The following is a 16,076-nucleotide window of genomic DNA, read 5'->3' on the forward strand; positions in this document are numbered from 1 at the left end:
TCACTGCCAGTTCGCTCACTTGTTCAGAAGTGCCAGAAATTTACGAGGTTGATCCCGCCAACCCTTGGCGGACCATGCCCAACAAGCGCACCAACCCTGCCGACTCACTCAATCCGCAAACCGACCGAATTGATGACATCTCGCCATTTCGGGATTTCCTGGTCCATGAACTTCGACAGATATGCGGGACTGTTCGACGGCGCCGGGATAATCCCTTGGGCTTCGAGGATCGGTTTGATGGAGCTGTCGTTCATGGCGGCCACGAAAGCCGCATTGAGCTTTTCGATGATCGGCTCCGGTACGCCTTTGGGCACGACGACACCGAAGAAGACGCTCACGTCGAATCCCTTGAGACCCTGTTCATCGAAAGTAGGCACGTCGGGTAACACCGGCGTGCGTTCGATCGTCGTAACCCCAAGCGCGCGAAGCGTTCCCGCTTTTATATGACGTGCCGAGACGAAGATGTCGGCGAAGCTCATCTGTACCTGGCCGCCGATGAGATCGTTTATCGCGGGTGCGCCGCCACGGTAAGGCACATGCAGGATATCGGTGCCGGCGATGGCGTTGAACATAACTCCGGCGAGATGAGTAGATGCACCATTACCGGACGAGGAGAAGCTCAGTTTCCCGGCATTCGATTTCGCATACGAGATCAACTCTTGCACATTGCTCGCGGGCACAGAGGGATGAACCGAGAGCACGTTAGGCAGTTTGCCGATCATGATGACGGGATCAAAACTCCTGACCGGATCATAGTTCAGCTTTGTGTACAGGCTCACATTGATGGCAAGCGGCCCAGACGTCCCAAACAGAAGGGTATAACCGTCAGCTGGTGCGGCTGCTACGAAGTCGGCGCCCACATTAGCGCCGGCGCCAGCGCGGTTTTCGACGATGACGGGCTGGCCAAGTCTGGATCGGACCCCTTCAGCCAGAGACCTCGCCAAGGCGTCCGTAGGCCCGCCGGCGGCAAAAGGTACGACGAATTTTATTGATCCCTCTGGATATTCCGCCCTCGCAATCGTGGGCGTGAACAGCGCAGTGATCGTCACAATAAGCAATTTGCGGCAAACGCCGATCAACCCCATAGGTTTCCCCCCTTCTTTTGAGGCAAGGCTGGCGCCACCGCGGGTCCCAGCCTCTAGACCGTTGAGTGTGGCGATCGCGACATGCTTCAGGCAAAATGGATTCTGCCTGTTCGATCGGATCACGCGTACTTCACTGTCACGGTGCCGAAGGGCCCAAAATCGGCGACGAACGTCTCGCCGGCCTTCGGTCTCAACATTCCGGTCAGTGTACCGGTGCTGATCATCTGCCCTGCCTTCAAGCCGATGCCGGCCCGAGAGAGTTCGTTGGCCAGCCACGTCACCGGCACGATCGGATGATCCAGCGCAATCGCTGCAGTGCCCTTTCGCCTCGGTGCCCCGTTGCAGGTCAGGACGACCTCTTGGCCGGCAATATCACGCTCCCGCCAATGCTCGATCGGCGAACCATAGGCGATCGTCCCGCTGCCGGCCCCGTCCGCAAGGATGGCGGCCAGAGGAGGAAACGCCGCGTCGTGGACGAAGCGACATTCCGCCAGTTCCACACCTGGATGCAGCGAGGCAACGGCCTCCCTGACTTCTGGGAAGCCGTAAGGCGTATCACGTGGCGGAAGATCAGCACCAAGCAGCGCCTGATATTCGACTTCCGGAATGGGACTACACTGACGGGCATGCTCAACCGTAACCGGCGATTGCTTGATCAGCGGCGCGTATACCCGGCCGTAGATTGGCGAGTCAGTGCGCAACGCCTTCTGCAGGTCAGCTTTCATTGCGGCGATCTTCCACCCCGCCACCTCCCAGCCGAGCTCTTCCTCCACCATGCGGGCAACCCGGTAGGCCGTCTCCTTGTCCGGGGGGAGCAATCGGACGTCCAGACCACTCTGCTGCCGGCCTTCCTTGCGGAGGGTCGCCAGAAGTCTAGCGAGTTCGCGCTGCGATCCTGTGTCCATTTGTTAACCCTGCACCAGAGAGATGGCTTGCGCGAAAGAGATCGGTACGTCGGCAAGGAGCAGGTCGATCGCGGCATCTTCCCACCGCTGAGCATCCAAGTTCATCGGAGAACGCTCTGCGGCACGATGCTCAAGGACGAACCGCGACAGCAGAAGGCGCCGGGCGTCGCCACCATTTTTCCCCAAACGAGCGCCTTCCGACGCGAGCAAAGCCGCAGTAATCGCATGGTAAAGCTTGGCGGAAGCGATTCTGCTGAAGCGTTCGTTCTCCGGATTGGTTGCGACATCCTGCGCGAATCGCACGGCATCGGTCACTGCACTAGAAAGCCGGGTACGGTACTGTCCGGGCAGACCGGGCGCATTCTCCAGGCACGCGCCAATATCCTCCTGCAATGCCTTATGGGCGCCCAGCTTTCCGACGGCGCGCTGCACGGCGTCGAGGGCGTTGATGTTGCTGGTGCCTTCCCATAACAGACCGAGATGAGCATCTCGAATGAGCCGGGCATTCGGCCAATCCTCAATGTAACCGTTCCCGCCTCTCGTTTCCATTGCACCGGTCGCGACGGTGACATTATCGCGGCAGGCCCGGTATTTGACGATCGGCGTAAGAAGCCGCAGCACCCTCTCCGATGCCGTTGCGGAATAGAGCAGCGCCGAGAGCGCCTGCTCGGTCGGCACCATGAGCTTGAGGAGCTGACGGCGCATGAGCGGATGATCGATCACCGGGCGGCCAAAGGCATTGCGGTGACGGGAGGCCTGCAGCGCCTCGTTGAGACAACGGCGCATCATGCCGGCGGCACGGGCGAGATGCGACACGCGGCTCGAATTCACCATCACGAGCATGTGCTTCAGGCCCTGATCGAGTTCGCCCAGCTGGTAAGCGACCGCGCCCTCGAACACGATCTCGCCGCTCGCCATCGTGCGGCTGCCGAGCTTGTCTTTCAACCGCACGATCCGGTAGGAATTGCGGCTGCCGTCGGGCAGCGTCTTGGGCAACAGGAAGAGACCGAGGCCGCGGCCGCCCGCCGTTGCCCCCTCAGGCCGGGCAAGCAGCACGGCAAGCTCCGCATCCACGTTGGAGCAGAACCATTTCTCGCCGTGGAGCTTCCAATGTTCACCAACGCGAACCGCGGTCAGTTCCGCCGCACCCACATCGGAGCCGCCGGCCTTCTCCGTCATGAACTGCGCACATTTGAAAAGAGCCGCCGGATCCTGACTCCACATCCGCGGAAGATATCGCTCGCGCAGTTCGTCCGTGCCGAAGCGACGGACCAGTTCCGAAGAGCTGTCGGTCAGATTCACCGGGCACAGCAGGCCGAACTCGGCCTGTGCGAACAGGTAGTGAAACACGTATTTCGCGATTGGCGGCATCGCCGAGGGCCAGCCGAGAACGCCGCCGCGGTTGCACATCGCATGCATTCCGAATTGTCCGAACGCAATCCGCTCCATTTCCCGGTAGGCCGGATGGTATTCGACCCACTCCTCATCGCGGCCATAGCCATCGCGAGGATGCAGGACGGGCTGGTGACGCTCGGCCTGATCGGACAGATCGTACAGCTTGCCGCCGGCCAGTTCTCCGAGCTCATTGAGATGCGGCTTGAGATGCGCCAGCAATGGCGCGTCCATGTAGAGCGGAAGCAGGTCCTGAACGCTCCGGTCGATGGAATAGTAGTTCAGCCCACGGCATGTGGGCGCCAGGGCGGCCGAACGCTGGGCCGATGCTTCGCGGCTCGCCAAACCGACGTGAATGGTCATGAGCTTCCTCCCCGGATGGATATGTCTTGGGCTGGGCGAGCCTGGCCAGCTTTGGGGGTATGACTTGACACGGTCGCGCGCAAACGACTTCTTGTGAGGGCGGCTTGAGCCAAACTCAAGGCGCGATCACCCCGCGGGCGGTTATCATGGCATCACGACGTCTTCCTCCCTTACATGCTGTCCGGGCGTTCGAAGCCGCAGCACGACATCTGTCGATCACGCGAGCGGCTGACGAGTTGAATGTCACGGTCGGAGCCATCAGCAGACACGTTCGCGCCCTTGAAGCGCGCATGGGCACGGCGCTTTTCCTGCGTGGGTCGCGTGGGCTAGTCTTGACCGCGCCAGGCAAAGCCTTCGCGGATTCCGCGCGCGAGGCCCTGGACCGGATTGCGGATGCCGCAGAAGGCCTGCATCTCAGACGGTTCAGGCGCTTGTCTGTCGGCGTCTACGGATTTTTCCTGTCCCGCTTTCTCCTGCCGATGTGGCCCAGCCTCAAGTCGACACATCCGGAATTGGAGTTCGATCTGCACACCAGCGCCAATCCTGTCGACCTCCTTGCCAGCCGCTACGACGCCGTGATCGCCGTCTCGGACGGACAACACAGAACCGGCCTGGTGACCCGGACCTTGCTGCCGATTGCCACTGTACCGGTTTGCTCGCCCGATCTGTTGAAGGATGGCGCGCTGGACTTCACTTCCGTTCCGCTTCTGCACAACAGGCCGCGGCCCGACGATTGGCGACGTTGGCTGGACCATGCGCAGCTCACCACCGTGCCCGTCCAGGGCGGGAGCAGCTTTGAAAATCTGGGTTTGGCCATCGAAGCTGCGGCTGCCGGGCTTGGCGTCGCCATCGCAATCGAGAGTCTCCTCGCTGCAGACCTTGCGCAACTCAACCTGGTCAGAGCGCATTCCATCGTCCGTCCGACGCGGCGCCACTTTGTGCTCGAATACGAACAACGGATGGCGGACGACCCGGGCGTCATTGCGTTCGCAAACTGGCTGTGCGGCGCCTGCAAACAGCAGGGGAAGAACAAGCCAGCAGCCACAAAGGCGACGCGCAAGGCGGTCTGATCGCTTGTTGCGTTATCGGGTGTTGAGTTTCACTCAAGGCGCACCGAAAAAACCTCGTTTGCTAGTCTGAACCGGCTCTGACACAGACCCTTTCATCACGTCGCGATGATGGGGAAACACTGATGAGGCTGGTATTCGGGATGCTCCTCGCCGGAGCCACGATCTGCGGAAGCGCGCCTGCTCGCGCGCAGTTCTCCGGCGACATCGTCAAGATCGGCGTGTTGACCGACATGTCCGGCATCGTTTCGGATGCCACCGGCGAAGGCTCGGTCGTCGCTGCTCAATTGGCGGCGGAAGAGTTCGGCAATCGGGCCGCTGGAAAGCCGATCCAGATCGTCTTCGCTGACCACCAGCTGAAGCCCGACGTCGGTGCCAGCATCGCCCGTAAATGGTTCGAGCAGGATGGCGTCGATACCATCGTCGACATCCCGAACTCGGCGGTTGCGCTGGCGGTTCAGGAAATCGCGCGCACCCGCGACCGCATCGTCCTGTTCTCGTCGCCAGGAACCACGGCGCTCACGAACAAGTTTTGCTCCCCTACCAGCATCGCCTGGACATTCGACACCTACGCACTGGCGCGCGGCACCGCGAAGGCTGTAGTCGAAGGCGGCGGCAAGAGCTGGTACTTCGTCACCGCCGACTACGCCTTCGGTCACCAGTTGCAGAAGGATGCAAGCGCGGTAGTCGAAGCCAATGGCGGCAAGGTTTTGGGAGCCTCGGCTCATCCACAGGGCACGACCGACTTCGCTTCCTTCCTTCTGCAAGCGCAGGCGTCCAAGGCAAACATCGTCGGTCTGGCGAACGCCGCCGGGGATACGGTCGCAACCATCAAGCAGGCCGAAGAATTCGGCCTGACCGCCGGCGGACAGAAGATGGCAGCGATGCTCCTGCTGCTCACCGATGTCCACTCGCTTGGCCTGCAGGCGACGCAAGGAACCTTCCTCACGACTCCATTCTACTGGGATCTCAATGATGAGACCCGAGCCTGGTCAGACAAGTTCGCCGCACGTCGCAAGGGGCAGCGGCCGACGTTCATGCAGATTGGCGTCTACGAGGCCGTCCGTCACTATCTGCAGGCGGTGGAGGCGACCGGCTCGGACGACGCAAACAACGTGATCGCCAAGATGCGGGCAACGCCGATCGAGAGCGCCTTCACCCACGGCGCCACGATCCGCGAGGACGGCCGCGTCGTTCGCGACATGTATCTGGCAGAAGTCAAGGCTCCAAAGGACTCCAAGGGAGAGTGGGACCTCTACAAGATCCTGCGCACGATCCCGGCTCAAGACCTGACCATTCCGCTGGCCGAAAGCACCTGCCCGCGCCTGAAGCACTGAGCGACACCCGACACCCGACTCCAACATCCGAGGACAATCATGACGACGCCCGAAAGCGAATGGCAGTACCCCTATGGCACCAAGCAGCGCTATCACCTCCAGCACGTGCATCTGTTTGCATCCAACGTCGATGCGACCATAGAGTTTTATAGGAAATGGTTCGACGCGGAGGTGATGTGGGATGGAGATGTCGCGGGCGCGCGTAACGTTTTCATCAAGGTCGGCATTGGTGCCCTGCATCTCTACGATCAGCTTCCGCGCGGCGAGGGCAAGAACGCGGTCCATCACCTGGGCATGCAGGTCGTCGGCATCGACGAGCTCTACGAACGCATGACCGCCGCGGGCCTTCATATTCCCAATCCCATCCGCCGTCTCGGCGGAGGTGGCGGCTATTTCATGCTTGGCGGACCCGATGGGGTCGTCATCGAGATTTTCGAACCAGGCAAGCTCCGCGAGCCGGTAGTTCGCGACTACTATGGCTTCGGGGGATGAGGCCCGTGGACATCGCTCCTCCGCTCGAGACCGTCGCTGACGTTGTTACCGTCCATGCTGCGAGAATTCCTGCCAGGAATGCCCTGACATTCGTGGACGTGACGGCTGACGGTGCTTACCGGACCGAGGAGCGCTCCTACGCGGAGCTGGAGCGAAACGGCGCTGCGCTCGCGAAGCGTCTCGCAGCGCTTGGCCTTCGGCGGGGCGATACTTTCGCCCTGATGATGGCGAATCATCCGGAATTCGTCGAAGCGATGCTGGCGGCGGCAATGCTGGGAGCGGTCTTCGTGCCGATCGATCCCAGAACGATCGGTGAGAAGCTGAGCTTCATGCTGTCACATGCCGGGTGCCGCGGCGTGATCTGCTCACCCGAATGTGCAGCCGCCATCGCCGATCTCGGCCGCAATGATCTTTCCTGGGCCGTGATCCTTACAGGGCGAAGCGCTTGGCCTCCCTCGATCGCGCGGGTGAACCTGGCGTACGGGGACGTCTTGAAGGAAGGCGGGTCCTGTGACCGCGTCAGCGTTTCATCGATCGACCCCATGATGCTGATGTTCACCTCGGGCACAACGGGCAACCCCAAAGCCGTCGTGATATCCCACGGCGCCTATATGAGCCGGGCGCGCGGCATGCACGGGATTGAGCTCAACGTCGACGATATTCTCTACACCGGCCTTTCCTTGACGCACATCAACGCACAGGGAACGCTTCGCATCGGCTTGACGGCAGGCCTGCCGGTCGTTGTCAGCCGCAAATTCAGCAAGCGGCATCTCTGGCCGATTTGCCGGAGATTTGGTTGCACGATGTTCAACATTCTCGGGGGCATGATTCCCGAGATTTACAGCATACCAGAAGCTCCCGATGATGCCGATAATCCGGTTCGCCTCATCATCAGCGCCGGCATGCCACCCGACCTCTGGAAGGAGTATGAGCGCCGCTATGGCGTGAGGATCTGCGAGATCTACGGCTCGACCGAGGGTGGCGGCGCCCTCACCAACCCACCAGGCACCGGGCCGATCGGAAGCTTGGGCAAGCCGCCCCCCGAACTCGAAGCCGGCGTATTCGATGACGAGGGGCGGCGCTGCCCGCCGATGCAGCCCGGGGAGCTTCGCTTCCGGCGTAAGGATGGCGTGCCCATCAAGACCACTTACTTCAGAAACCCAGAGGCGAGCGAGGCGAAAGTTGCGGACGGCTGGTTTCGTACCGGCGACGTGGTGCATGAAGATGAGGAGGGCTGGTTCTTCTTTCACTATCGCATTGGCGGGGGCGTCCGGCGCAATGGTGACTTCATCAACACCGCACTGGTCGAAGCGGCTTTGATCAAGTCGGGCCTCGTCTCCGACGTCTTCGTCTATGGCGTTGCAACACCGCGGAAGGTGGCGGGAGAGAAGACCCTGGTTGCCGCTGTAGTCCCACGCATGGCGGACTTCAGTGAAAACGCACTGACGACACTTGTGGCAAAACGCTGCAAAAGCGCGACATTCCCGAAATCATCCAAATCTTGACCGAAATACCGAAAACGATCTCTGAGAAGCCGATCGAGCGAGCTTGTATTGATAAGCTCCGTGAGGACGGCCTTCTCGGGTGAATTCGGCGGGCTTCCGCCCTGAACGCGTTTGGTGCACGACCACGGCCGTGCGGATTACAATGCAACGCGGAAACCGCCCCAGGAGCATAGTCCGATCGAAGTAAAGAAGGGGCGTCCGGAGTGCCGGCCCGCTCAAACGTTCCTCGGGTGGCCGCGCGATCCTCAACCGCTCGGTCATTCGTCTCAGCAACCGGCTTCAGGCCCTCCCTGCGGCCCAGGCAGGCATCGCGGGCAACGGCCTCGTTATCTCCTCAGTGGATCAAGGTGTCTTGATGAGAATGCAAACTGGGCTTCCGATATGAACGACCCGATCGGCGGCGACAAGCCGGCCGCTCGCTGCGTCGCGCTTGAAGAGATTGACCGTGTCGGTGTCCTCGTTGGCCGCGAAAAGAAACTTTCCCGATAGTGCCAGCGCAAAGAAGCGCGGCGTCTTTCCACCGGTCTTCGTCCAGCCGATGGGCGACAGCCTGCTGCTCGCCGGATCAATCGCAAAAGCCGCGATGCTGCCTCATGCACCGTTGCCCGCCATTGCCCTGTCAATTGACGAGGGCATCGCGACGATAACGTTCCAGCCTCACGTGCGGGAGCTGACGGGAGCAGAAAAGAAGGCCATCCTGGCCGCAAATCGAATCCGGGTTTTCATTGACGCCCGCGTCGCCGGCAACTTGTCGGGGCCGCAGCCCGAGCCGATCAAGCTTTCCGATTATCCAGCCGACACACTGCGGTTCTGCGTCCAACACACCACGCTCGTCTGTGTGGGAGTCGTCGATTGTCGTAAAGAACACTCGGCAGAGGAAATCGAATCGCTGCTGAGGCAGTTCGACGGGAAGGACGTCGAGGACAGTCGCTTTGTGATCAGGATGCTTACCGATGCGCCGTACGATGTCGGCGATTATATCTCCCGACACAGGCCGCATGTACCGTTTCGTGTCGCCTCGCCGCATTACACGGAGACTGAGGAGAGCGACGCGTAATGCGACGATGTCGTTAATGCCTCCCTGCAGTAGCGGCCTTCTGGCCGTGGTGGTTCGCAACCGCGCCAACCCTCGACGAGATTCGAGCATCTGACCACAGACCGGGTCGCCGAGCTGCATCGCTTCAAAGCGAAAGCCCGGCCGGAGTGACGAGCTCCGAACCGGGCTTATAAGGTTTTGCAAGTGACCAATATACATGAAGACCGCGCGCAACACAATGTTGTGCCGTTTACCCGTGCAGACGCGCCTTTGCTCTATAGGGCCCACGACGCCATTTGCATCGGCTTAAGCCGATCCGCTCACCCGTCGCGGTGTGACCAATGACCGGTACGACGAATGTAGAGCACGCGCTCGACGCCGCCCGCCGCGGCCTCCGCGTCTATCCGTTGGCCGCTAACGCCGAAGAACCTGCTTTTCCCGAGGCCGACACTGCGGCCACCGCTGACGAAAGTCAGATACGAGAATGGTGGGCCCTCTGGCCAGACGCCAATATCGGCATCGCAACCGATAATTTGCTCGCAATTCGGATTGATCCTCGATGCACTGACGAGGTGTTCCGCGACACGCTCGGCACACTATTCCAGCAGCATGGTGGTCGAACCGGTAGCCTCGTGCTCGTGGGAGAGCTCGTCGGCAGCTACGTCATCTTCGAGCTGCCGGCTGGCGCATTGGTGCAAGGCAAGTCTAACTTTCTGTCGGAGCACATGAGCATATTGTCGTCTGTCGATGATGTGCTGATCGGGCCAGGATCCACCATCAACGGTCTCGCCCCTTATCGCTTCCACAATGAGAGATCGCTATCGCCGGCGCCCCCGTGGCTGATGCAAATGTGCGGCGTCGAGCTGCCGGAAAGCAAAACAATGACCAACGTTGTACCTCTGAAGAGACCAGCGGCGGCGCCGACAGCTGCACCGATGAAAACAAAGCTGGAATGGGCTCTTGAGGCCTCGCACCATGTGCCGGTCCACCCCTGCCGCTGGTACGTCGACCCTGGACCTGACGCCAACCCCGATGAACGCAAGAAGGCAATAAGGGCAGCGAAAGAACCGCTGACCAAGTGGAAGGACCTGGCCACGCAAGACTCAGAGCAGATTCGGAAATGGTGGGGCCAGTGGCCAGACGCCAACATCGGCGGAGTTACTAACCAACTCTTGGTGCTCGACGTCGACAAACAGAACGGCGGTTGCGAGACGTTTGAGTTCTTGCGGCTCGTTGAAGACTTCCCCGAGACAATGACGAACAACACGCAGGGCGGTGGCCAACATCTATTTTATGTAATGCGTGCAGGTGAGCCACTCAAAAACGGCACACATACGCTAGGCCCGGGCATCGATGTCAAGACCGATGGCGGATACGTCCTGATGCCAGGCAGCACGATTGGAGGCCGCTCGTACACGCGCGCCAACGATGCGCCGATCGCATTCGCTCCCACCTGGATTGTCGAGCAGTGCAAAAACGCAAAGCCGAAAGCGAGTGCAGCCGGCAAACGCATCGTTGAGGAAGATGACATCGCGATCGAACTGTTCACAAAGTTGATACGCGATCGAGCGCCATACGCCGAACTCGGCAAGATCGACGACACGACCTTTATTGTGTGCGCGCGAGGTTACGACTTTGCTTGCTCGCCGGAAACTGTCTACGAAAAAGCACTGGGTTGGAATGAAACCCACTGCAACGGGCTCGGTGACTTGGAGCGCTTGGCTGTAGTCGTCGAATCTGCCGGCCGTAACCGTCAAAGACCCATCGGGTGCGATCACCCGTTGGCACCAGGTTTCGATGCGGTTGAGATCGACGAATCCAAAGCGCCCCTTGCAGCCGAGATCGACGAGAGTGAGGCGGCCGCAGTGGACGCCACAATACCGACCGCGAGAAGCGGCGATGTAAGAGCGTGGGAAAATGAGCCCAATGCGATCTTCGTTGACCATCTGAAGCCCGGTGACTTGCCGGCCGGCGTTCTCCCGGAAGTGGTGGAGCAGTTTGCGCACGACAGTGCTCGCCGGCTAGGCGTAGACGCTGGCGCGCCTGCCGCGGCATTGGTAACCGCGCTCGGATCGCTTGTGCCTGCCGGGAACCGTCTGCAGATGCGTCAACGCGATACCAAGTGGACCGTGAAGCCCATCCTCTGGACGGCCATCATAGCCCCGTCTGGCTCGAACAAGTCGGCGACCATCAATGCCGCGATGGACCCCGTAAAAACGCTTCAACAAAAGTGGCGGAAAACGTTCACGGCTGACGAGCACAAGCGGAAGCTTGACGAGACGCGCCGCGCAACGGCTGAAAAGGCAGGCAAGGGCAAGCCGGAAAGCACTGACCAGGTGTTCGAGGGCGAAGCCGAACCGGAGAAGCCTAGATTCAGACAGAAGATTTACAACGACGCGACGACAGAAGCCCTGGCGGTGGCGTTGTGCGAGAACCCGGAAGGGCTGCTGTATCATGCTGACGAGCTTGCGGGTTGGCTGGCTGGCATGGACGCATATCGCGCCAAGGGCGGAAAGGACCGCGCCTTCTGGCTGCAGGCGAAGGAAGGCGGCGACTTCATCGTCAACCGGAAACTGTCAGAGCGGATATGCGTCGAAAACTGCGCCATCTCGGTCTTGGGTGGTATCCAGCCCGACAAGATCAAGGCGCTTAAAACCAGCATGTCGGATGACGGGCTGCTGCAGCGATTTACGCCAATTGTCCTTCATCGCCGGGATAGCGGCGCCGACATCAACCCCGATACATCCTTGGACGAAAGGGTATCGACGGCCGCAAACGCGATCGCAGAAGCAGGCAACAGCACCCTGTTTCGATTTTCACCTGAGGCTGATGCCGAGTTGCACGCCATTGAGGCGTTCAAGGCCGGGGAGATCGCGCGGCCGGACGCATCCCCCACGCTCTGCCAGTGGCTCGACAAGATGCCCAACGAGTTCGGCAGGCTTTCCCTCGTTTTCCACTTCATCGAGCATTACGGGGCTTCTGGCGCCGCTGTAGGCACGCCGCCGGCCAGCATCAGCCGCGACACCGCGGTGCGGGCGCGACGGTATCTGACCGAGTTCGTCTATTCGCACGCGTTGACATTCTACCTGAAGGATCTGGGTGCATCCACGATGGACGAGCACGCCCTTTGGATCGCCGGCTTTGTGCTGGCGCGCGGGCTGCCTGCCATCTCGAGCCGGGACATTTATCGCGCCTATCCCGCCCTGAAGTCGCCGGAGAAGCGGAGCCTGATCATGGCGACGATGCGCGTCCTGGAAATGCACGATTGGGTCAAGCCGGCCCACATCGATCGACATGGCGCCGAGGACCGTTGGACCGTTAATCCGGCGGTACATGACGGCAGGTTCGCAGAAATCGCGGCAACGGAACGGAGCCGGCGGGATGGGGTGCAGGAACGCATCAAGCTGGGTGCAGCTGCATGATTGTCACCGGTGTCACCGCCTGTCACCGCGTTTCCAGACAGTCGCGGCGTAACGGTTTGTCACCATTGTCACCGTCTGTCACTTGCGCGCGTGAGAACCATAAAAGCCCTTCTTCTAATAATAGAAGCCAGAGACCCACTGGCCGTCTTTCCTGCAAATTCCCTCAAGTGACAACGGTGACAACCGGTGCCCGTCCTGAGCAATGCCAATTACGTCAACACTGGCCGATTCCAGAAAAGGAAAGCCGACTCGCCGCCGGCGCCCATCAATCGATCCACGAACCCGAGACCAAAACATGCGACGAACCGATACCGCCGCCGGTGCCAAATTCACCGTGCGCGGCCAAGTCTACATTCAGACCGGCCATTTTTATCACACCATGGGCAATGACCGGGAGGTGCGAGTCCTCGAGCTTCAAACCTCATGCCCGGAATGCTCGCAGCCTTTCGATGTCACGGCGTCAATGCGCCAGATCAGCACCCGTCAATTGGTCCGCCGTTGTCCGCGGTGTCGCAAGATCCACACAGGCCCGGTGTCGATCGCCAAGCCGGTCGCGCGCAAGACCGTCAAAAAGAACACCACTGGCCGGAAGATGCCGGCACCAGCCGCATCACGGCGAGCTGCGGTTCGCAAACTCGAGTCGCCTTCCCAAATCACGCTTTTAGAAATCCGGCCGGTAGATGTGCGACGAGGGGAAACGCCGGTGGCGGCGATGCAGCGGGCGTTGTCCGGGACGCTGGACGGACCAGCCGAGCCGCCGGCGGACTTGGCACAGCGCCATTGGTGCGACATCTCGGGCATGCTGGATTAGGATGAAGCGGTCAACGAATCGTCTTGTGTTATAATTTCGCGAGCTATTCCGTTTATCCAACCGCGTTTTTGTGGCGGTTACCAAGCCGTCTGCTGCGGATTAAATCGTTGGATGGATCGCATCACGACAAGGGGTAGGCATGCCTGCTTTCAATCTCCAGTTCCCGGCGGACCCGGAAGAATGGCTCGCACATATTTGGCGCCTGCTCGATGAAGCCGACCAAACGTGGCGATTTACGAAGAAAGGCGACAAGCGGCCGCTTTGCGACATCGGGGCGTCAGTCGAGGCGAAGCGCCGAAAGCGGGCTGTCCGGCAGGAAGCAGCTGCCGAACGCATCCTGGCTGCCGTTCGAGCGCGCAACCTGTGCCGAGCCCTTCCCGGTCAATCGATCGCCGATCGCATGCTGCGAGTAATGCGGCCCGGCGAATGGTTAGGCATGGGCGATATTGCGCGCATGGCCGGGATCCACAAAAGCGGCCGCGGGAAGGTGCACCAAGTTTTGCTGCGCCGGGGATGGGTCGAGAAGGCTCGCAATCCGGCATACCAGGGGATCCTAGACCCGTGGCAAATTAAGGCCGGCGCCGAGCCGGAGCCTTTGCACCTCTTTCGGCTGACAGAGTTGGGTGAGCGCGTGAAAGCGGCGCTGCCGGCATCACAGTAGTCTGGTCGCTGCGCGCCAAGCGCGTGCAGATCGATCATTGCGTTGGGTCAGAAAAACATTCAGTTGCCACCGACGCGGGTCGGGTACAAACTCGCGATTTACTCAACGAGGTTAGCCGCCATGACGGAAGCCATCGTGTGGATATTGGTTTCTTTTTTCATTGTTTTGCCGGCGGCAATCCTTGCCGGAAAATTTGTATGGTGGGCATTCCGGATGGTTTTCTGGTTGTGCATCATCGGAATATCGATCGCCGGCGCCGCGTGGCGCGGCGAGATGAAAGTCTAGTCGTTTCGGAACGTTGCACAGCGCGCTTTGACGTCGCGAAATCTGTCTCGAGCAAGAAACGTACGAACGCCGAATGGCGGAAAGCGGTGACGAGTTCTCATCCTGATAAATTCTGCCACGCTTGTGAGCGGAGCGGGTTATCGTTCGTAATTGCTGCGCACTTTTCGCGCGGCGTCGCCAGAAGCCTCTTGCAGCACGCTAGTCAGACTCTTCACCGTGATGATGTTTTGCCGGATTATCCGGCCCCGTGCGTTTGCCTTTTGCCTTTCCGGATTTAGGCGTCGTTGAATCCAGGCTTCGAACCGTCAGGCTCGAATTCTGAGGCGCCTGCACTTTTTTGGAATGAACGGGCAGTTTTTCTCGACTGGCCGCCTCTGATATCATTCTAAAAACGTCGACTCCGACGGAGAATGGAACGCAAGCGTTCAGGATCAAGTTTTCCCCACTCTGCGTGAAATCGAATGAGAAGAGACGCGCCATATTTTTTACTCCGGTTGTGAAAGGCCGCCATTTTTGGCGGCTCTCATTTTCTCGAAATCGATCGCCACGGCCAAAGGAATGCAGGCGTCGATAAGGTAATTGCCGTTGGGCTCGACCTGTGTGCATTCGAAAGCGAACGCATCCCGGTCGTGACGCAGAATGCTCGCATTTGGACAGGGCAGTGTTGACTTCCGCTCATAGTTTCCAAGCAAGGTCATGAGCTGAATCCCAAGGACAGGGGAAACGCATGCGTCCAGGATAACGAAGCCACGACGATCGACGGGTGAAACGTCTACACTGCCGTCGAGGACGTTGGACTCTTCCGTGCGCGCTACGTCGCCGACGCGGACGAGCGTCGCGGACCAGTTACGCACGCGCGTCGAGCCGGCGCACAAAAGGCGCGAAGAAGACTATACGGAAAACCCTGGCTTGCATTAGCGCCGCCAAGTGTTGCGATCGCTCAACAATTTTCGCGCGCTCGCGCCATACGCAAACCATTTGTTTTTCGTATGCCTCTCGCGTATCCTGTACGGTGACCAGACCAGCGTCAGGAGCTAGCCATGAAGAAAGTTGCGATCTATCTGCGAGTGAGCACCGACAGCCAAACGACAGCGAACCAGCGCCGCGAGCTCCAGGCAGTCGCGGCGCGCTCCGGCTGGGAAGTCGTGAAGGTTTATGAAGACGCCGGCATCAGCGGCGCAAAGGGTCGCGACAAGCGCCCCGGCCTCGACGCGATGATGAAAGCGGTTAACGCAAAAGAGTTCGGTATGGTCGCCGCCTGGTCCGTCGACCGTTTGGGAAGATCGCTGACGGATCTCCTCGCCATTCTCCAGGCACTCCGCGACAAAGGAGTCGATCTCTTCCTGCACCAGCAAGGACTCGACACCTCGACCACAGCCGGCCGCGCAATGTTTCAAATGCTCGGCGTCTTTGCCGAATTCGAGCGCGGCATCATCCGCGAGAGGGTCAACGCAGGGCTTGCGCGGGCTCGTGAGAAGGGTACTCGCCTTGGGCGCCCGCGTACGCCAGTCGCAGTCGAGAAGCGCATTCGCAGCCTGCGAGGCAAAGGCATGGGCGTCCTCAAGATCGGCCGCACCCTTGGCGTCGGCACCAGCGTGGTGCAGCGCGTTGTCGACGGCATGTGACCGGCGCGGGCCGATGGGGGTCCCCACCCCCACCCACCCCCCTCCTCGACGTTTGCAAGGGTGCCGTATTGCCATCCGACTAGTGCGCGA

The 16,076-nt window shown here is 60.3% G+C and carries 16 protein-coding genes; 10 read left to right on the forward strand and 6 right to left on the reverse strand.

From position 1 onward, the window contains the following. Positions 1-104 precede the first annotated feature (104 nt). Genes IVB13_RS03115 through IVB13_RS03125 form a run of 3 tightly spaced genes read right to left on the reverse strand, consistent with a single transcriptional unit; the run spans position 105 to position 3,745 of the window. The gene (locus IVB13_RS03115) at positions 105-1,208 is read right to left on the reverse strand and encodes a tripartite tricarboxylate transporter substrate binding protein (RefSeq protein ID WP_247487643.1); all 1,104 of its coding nucleotides are present in this window, start codon (positions 1,206-1,208) and stop codon (positions 105-107) included. Further along, positions 1,205-1,990 (reverse strand): hydratase, encoded by a 786-nt coding sequence (locus IVB13_RS03120; RefSeq protein WP_247487646.1) that lies wholly within the window; start codon positions 1,988-1,990, stop codon positions 1,205-1,207. Before IVB13_RS03120 ends, IVB13_RS03115 begins: the two co-directional genes overlap by 4 nt. Positions 1,991-1,993: 3 nt before the next feature. Further along, a complete protein-coding gene (locus IVB13_RS03125) occupies positions 1,994-3,745 on the reverse strand; it encodes an acyl-CoA dehydrogenase family protein (protein WP_247487647.1) in 1,752 nt (583 codons plus the stop codon). A gap of 104 nt (positions 3,746-3,849) precedes the next feature. Between IVB13_RS03125 and IVB13_RS03130 the strand changes: the two genes are divergently transcribed. From IVB13_RS03130 to IVB13_RS03145, 4 genes are all read left to right on the forward strand, one after another. Further along, the gene (locus IVB13_RS03130; protein WP_247487649.1) at positions 3,850-4,815 is read left to right on the forward strand and encodes a LysR substrate-binding domain-containing protein; all 966 of its coding nucleotides are present in this window, start codon (positions 3,850-3,852) and stop codon (positions 4,813-4,815) included. A 122-nt stretch (positions 4,816-4,937) separates the two neighbouring features. After that, complete coding sequence (locus tag IVB13_RS03135; RefSeq protein WP_247487651.1) at positions 4,938-6,149, forward strand: ABC transporter substrate-binding protein; 1,212 nt, start codon at positions 4,938-4,940, stop codon at positions 6,147-6,149. Between the two features lie 39 nt (positions 6,150-6,188). Further along, complete coding sequence (locus IVB13_RS03140) at positions 6,189-6,641, forward strand: VOC family protein (protein WP_247487653.1); 453 nt, start codon at positions 6,189-6,191, stop codon at positions 6,639-6,641. Then, a complete protein-coding gene (locus IVB13_RS03145) occupies positions 6,638-8,146 on the forward strand; it encodes an AMP-binding protein (protein ID WP_247487655.1) in 1,509 nt (502 codons plus the stop codon). The genes IVB13_RS03140 and IVB13_RS03145 overlap by 4 nt, the downstream gene beginning before the upstream one ends. A gap of 342 nt (positions 8,147-8,488) precedes the next feature. Here the strand turns inward: IVB13_RS03145 and IVB13_RS03150 are convergent, their stop codons facing one another. After that, positions 8,489-8,686: a beta-propeller fold lactonase family protein gene (locus tag IVB13_RS03150; protein ID WP_247487691.1), complete on the reverse strand. Its 198-nt coding sequence runs from the start codon at positions 8,684-8,686 to the stop codon at positions 8,489-8,491. Here IVB13_RS03150 and IVB13_RS40355 point away from each other — a divergent pair. From IVB13_RS40355 to IVB13_RS03175, 5 genes are all read left to right on the forward strand, one after another. Beyond that, positions 8,592-9,203 carry a hypothetical protein gene (locus IVB13_RS40355; protein ID WP_247487656.1) on the forward strand — a complete coding sequence of 204 codons (612 nt, stop codon included), beginning with the start codon at positions 8,592-8,594 and terminating at the stop codon, positions 9,201-9,203. The genes IVB13_RS03150 and IVB13_RS40355 overlap by 95 nt on opposite strands. A 320-nt stretch (positions 9,204-9,523) precedes the next feature. Then, complete coding sequence (locus IVB13_RS03160) at positions 9,524-12,604, forward strand: DUF3987 domain-containing protein (protein WP_247487658.1); 3,081 nt, start codon at positions 9,524-9,526, stop codon at positions 12,602-12,604. 295 nt (positions 12,605-12,899) lie between these two features. Continuing rightward, positions 12,900-13,415: a hypothetical protein gene (locus IVB13_RS03165; protein ID WP_247487660.1), complete on the forward strand. Its 516-nt coding sequence runs from the start codon at positions 12,900-12,902 to the stop codon at positions 13,413-13,415. A 139-nt stretch (positions 13,416-13,554) separates the two neighbouring features. Beyond that, positions 13,555-14,076, forward strand: coding sequence for a hypothetical protein (locus tag IVB13_RS03170; protein ID WP_247487662.1), 522 nt, complete (start codon positions 13,555-13,557; stop codon positions 14,074-14,076). A gap of 120 nt (positions 14,077-14,196) precedes the next feature. Further along, positions 14,197-14,361 (forward strand): hypothetical protein, encoded by a 165-nt coding sequence (locus IVB13_RS03175; protein WP_247487664.1) that lies wholly within the window; start codon positions 14,197-14,199, stop codon positions 14,359-14,361. 198 nt (positions 14,362-14,559) lie between these two features. Here IVB13_RS03175 and IVB13_RS03180 read toward each other — a convergent pair whose 3' ends face one another. Together IVB13_RS03180 and IVB13_RS03185 are read right to left on the reverse strand one after the other, a co-directional pair. Continuing rightward, entirely contained in the window at positions 14,560-14,841 is a 282-nt protein-coding gene (locus IVB13_RS03180) for a hypothetical protein (protein ID WP_247487666.1), read from the reverse strand. Between the two features lie 5 nt (positions 14,842-14,846). Next, positions 14,847-15,215 carry a hypothetical protein gene (locus IVB13_RS03185; RefSeq protein ID WP_247487668.1) on the reverse strand — a complete coding sequence of 123 codons (369 nt, stop codon included), beginning with the start codon at positions 15,213-15,215 and terminating at the stop codon, positions 14,847-14,849. Between the two features lie 186 nt (positions 15,216-15,401). On the opposite strand from IVB13_RS03185, the gene IVB13_RS03190 reads away from it, so the two are divergent. Further along, the gene (locus IVB13_RS03190; protein ID WP_247487669.1) at positions 15,402-15,986 is read left to right on the forward strand and encodes a recombinase family protein; all 585 of its coding nucleotides are present in this window, start codon (positions 15,402-15,404) and stop codon (positions 15,984-15,986) included. The last annotated feature ends 90 nt before the right edge of the window (positions 15,987-16,076 follow it).

This window comes from Bradyrhizobium sp. 17 (genome assembly GCF_023073515.1).
GTDB lineage: Bacteria > Pseudomonadota > Alphaproteobacteria > Rhizobiales > Xanthobacteraceae > Bradyrhizobium > Bradyrhizobium canariense_D.

What these genes read in the sequence shown, in the direction of transcription:
- IVB13_RS03120 (WP_247487646.1), bottom strand. Translation starts at nt 1,990, where the DNA reads ATGGACACAGGATCGCAGCGCGAACTCGCTAGACTTCTGGCGACCCTC.
- IVB13_RS03125 (WP_247487647.1), bottom strand. Translation starts at nt 3,745, where the DNA reads ATGACCATTCACGTCGGTTTGGCGAGCCGCGAAGCATCGGCCCAGCGT.
- IVB13_RS03135 (WP_247487651.1), top strand. Translation starts at nt 4,938, where the DNA reads ATGAGGCTGGTATTCGGGATGCTCCTCGCCGGAGCCACGATCTGCGGA.
- IVB13_RS03140 (WP_247487653.1), top strand. Translation starts at nt 6,189, where the DNA reads ATGACGACGCCCGAAAGCGAATGGCAGTACCCCTATGGCACCAAGCAG.
- IVB13_RS03145 (WP_247487655.1), top strand. Translation starts at nt 6,638, where the DNA reads ATGAGGCCCGTGGACATCGCTCCTCCGCTCGAGACCGTCGCTGACGTT.
- IVB13_RS03160 (WP_247487658.1), top strand. Translation starts at nt 9,524, where the DNA reads ATGACCGGTACGACGAATGTAGAGCACGCGCTCGACGCCGCCCGCCGC.
- IVB13_RS03165 (WP_247487660.1), top strand. Translation starts at nt 12,900, where the DNA reads ATGCGACGAACCGATACCGCCGCCGGTGCCAAATTCACCGTGCGCGGC.
- IVB13_RS03170 (WP_247487662.1), top strand. Translation starts at nt 13,555, where the DNA reads ATGCCTGCTTTCAATCTCCAGTTCCCGGCGGACCCGGAAGAATGGCTC.
- IVB13_RS03175 (WP_247487664.1), top strand. Translation starts at nt 14,197, where the DNA reads ATGACGGAAGCCATCGTGTGGATATTGGTTTCTTTTTTCATTGTTTTG.
- IVB13_RS03180 (WP_247487666.1), bottom strand. Translation starts at nt 14,841, where the DNA reads ATGGCGCGTCTCTTCTCATTCGATTTCACGCAGAGTGGGGAAAACTTG.
- IVB13_RS03190 (WP_247487669.1), top strand. Translation starts at nt 15,402, where the DNA reads ATGAAGAAAGTTGCGATCTATCTGCGAGTGAGCACCGACAGCCAAACG.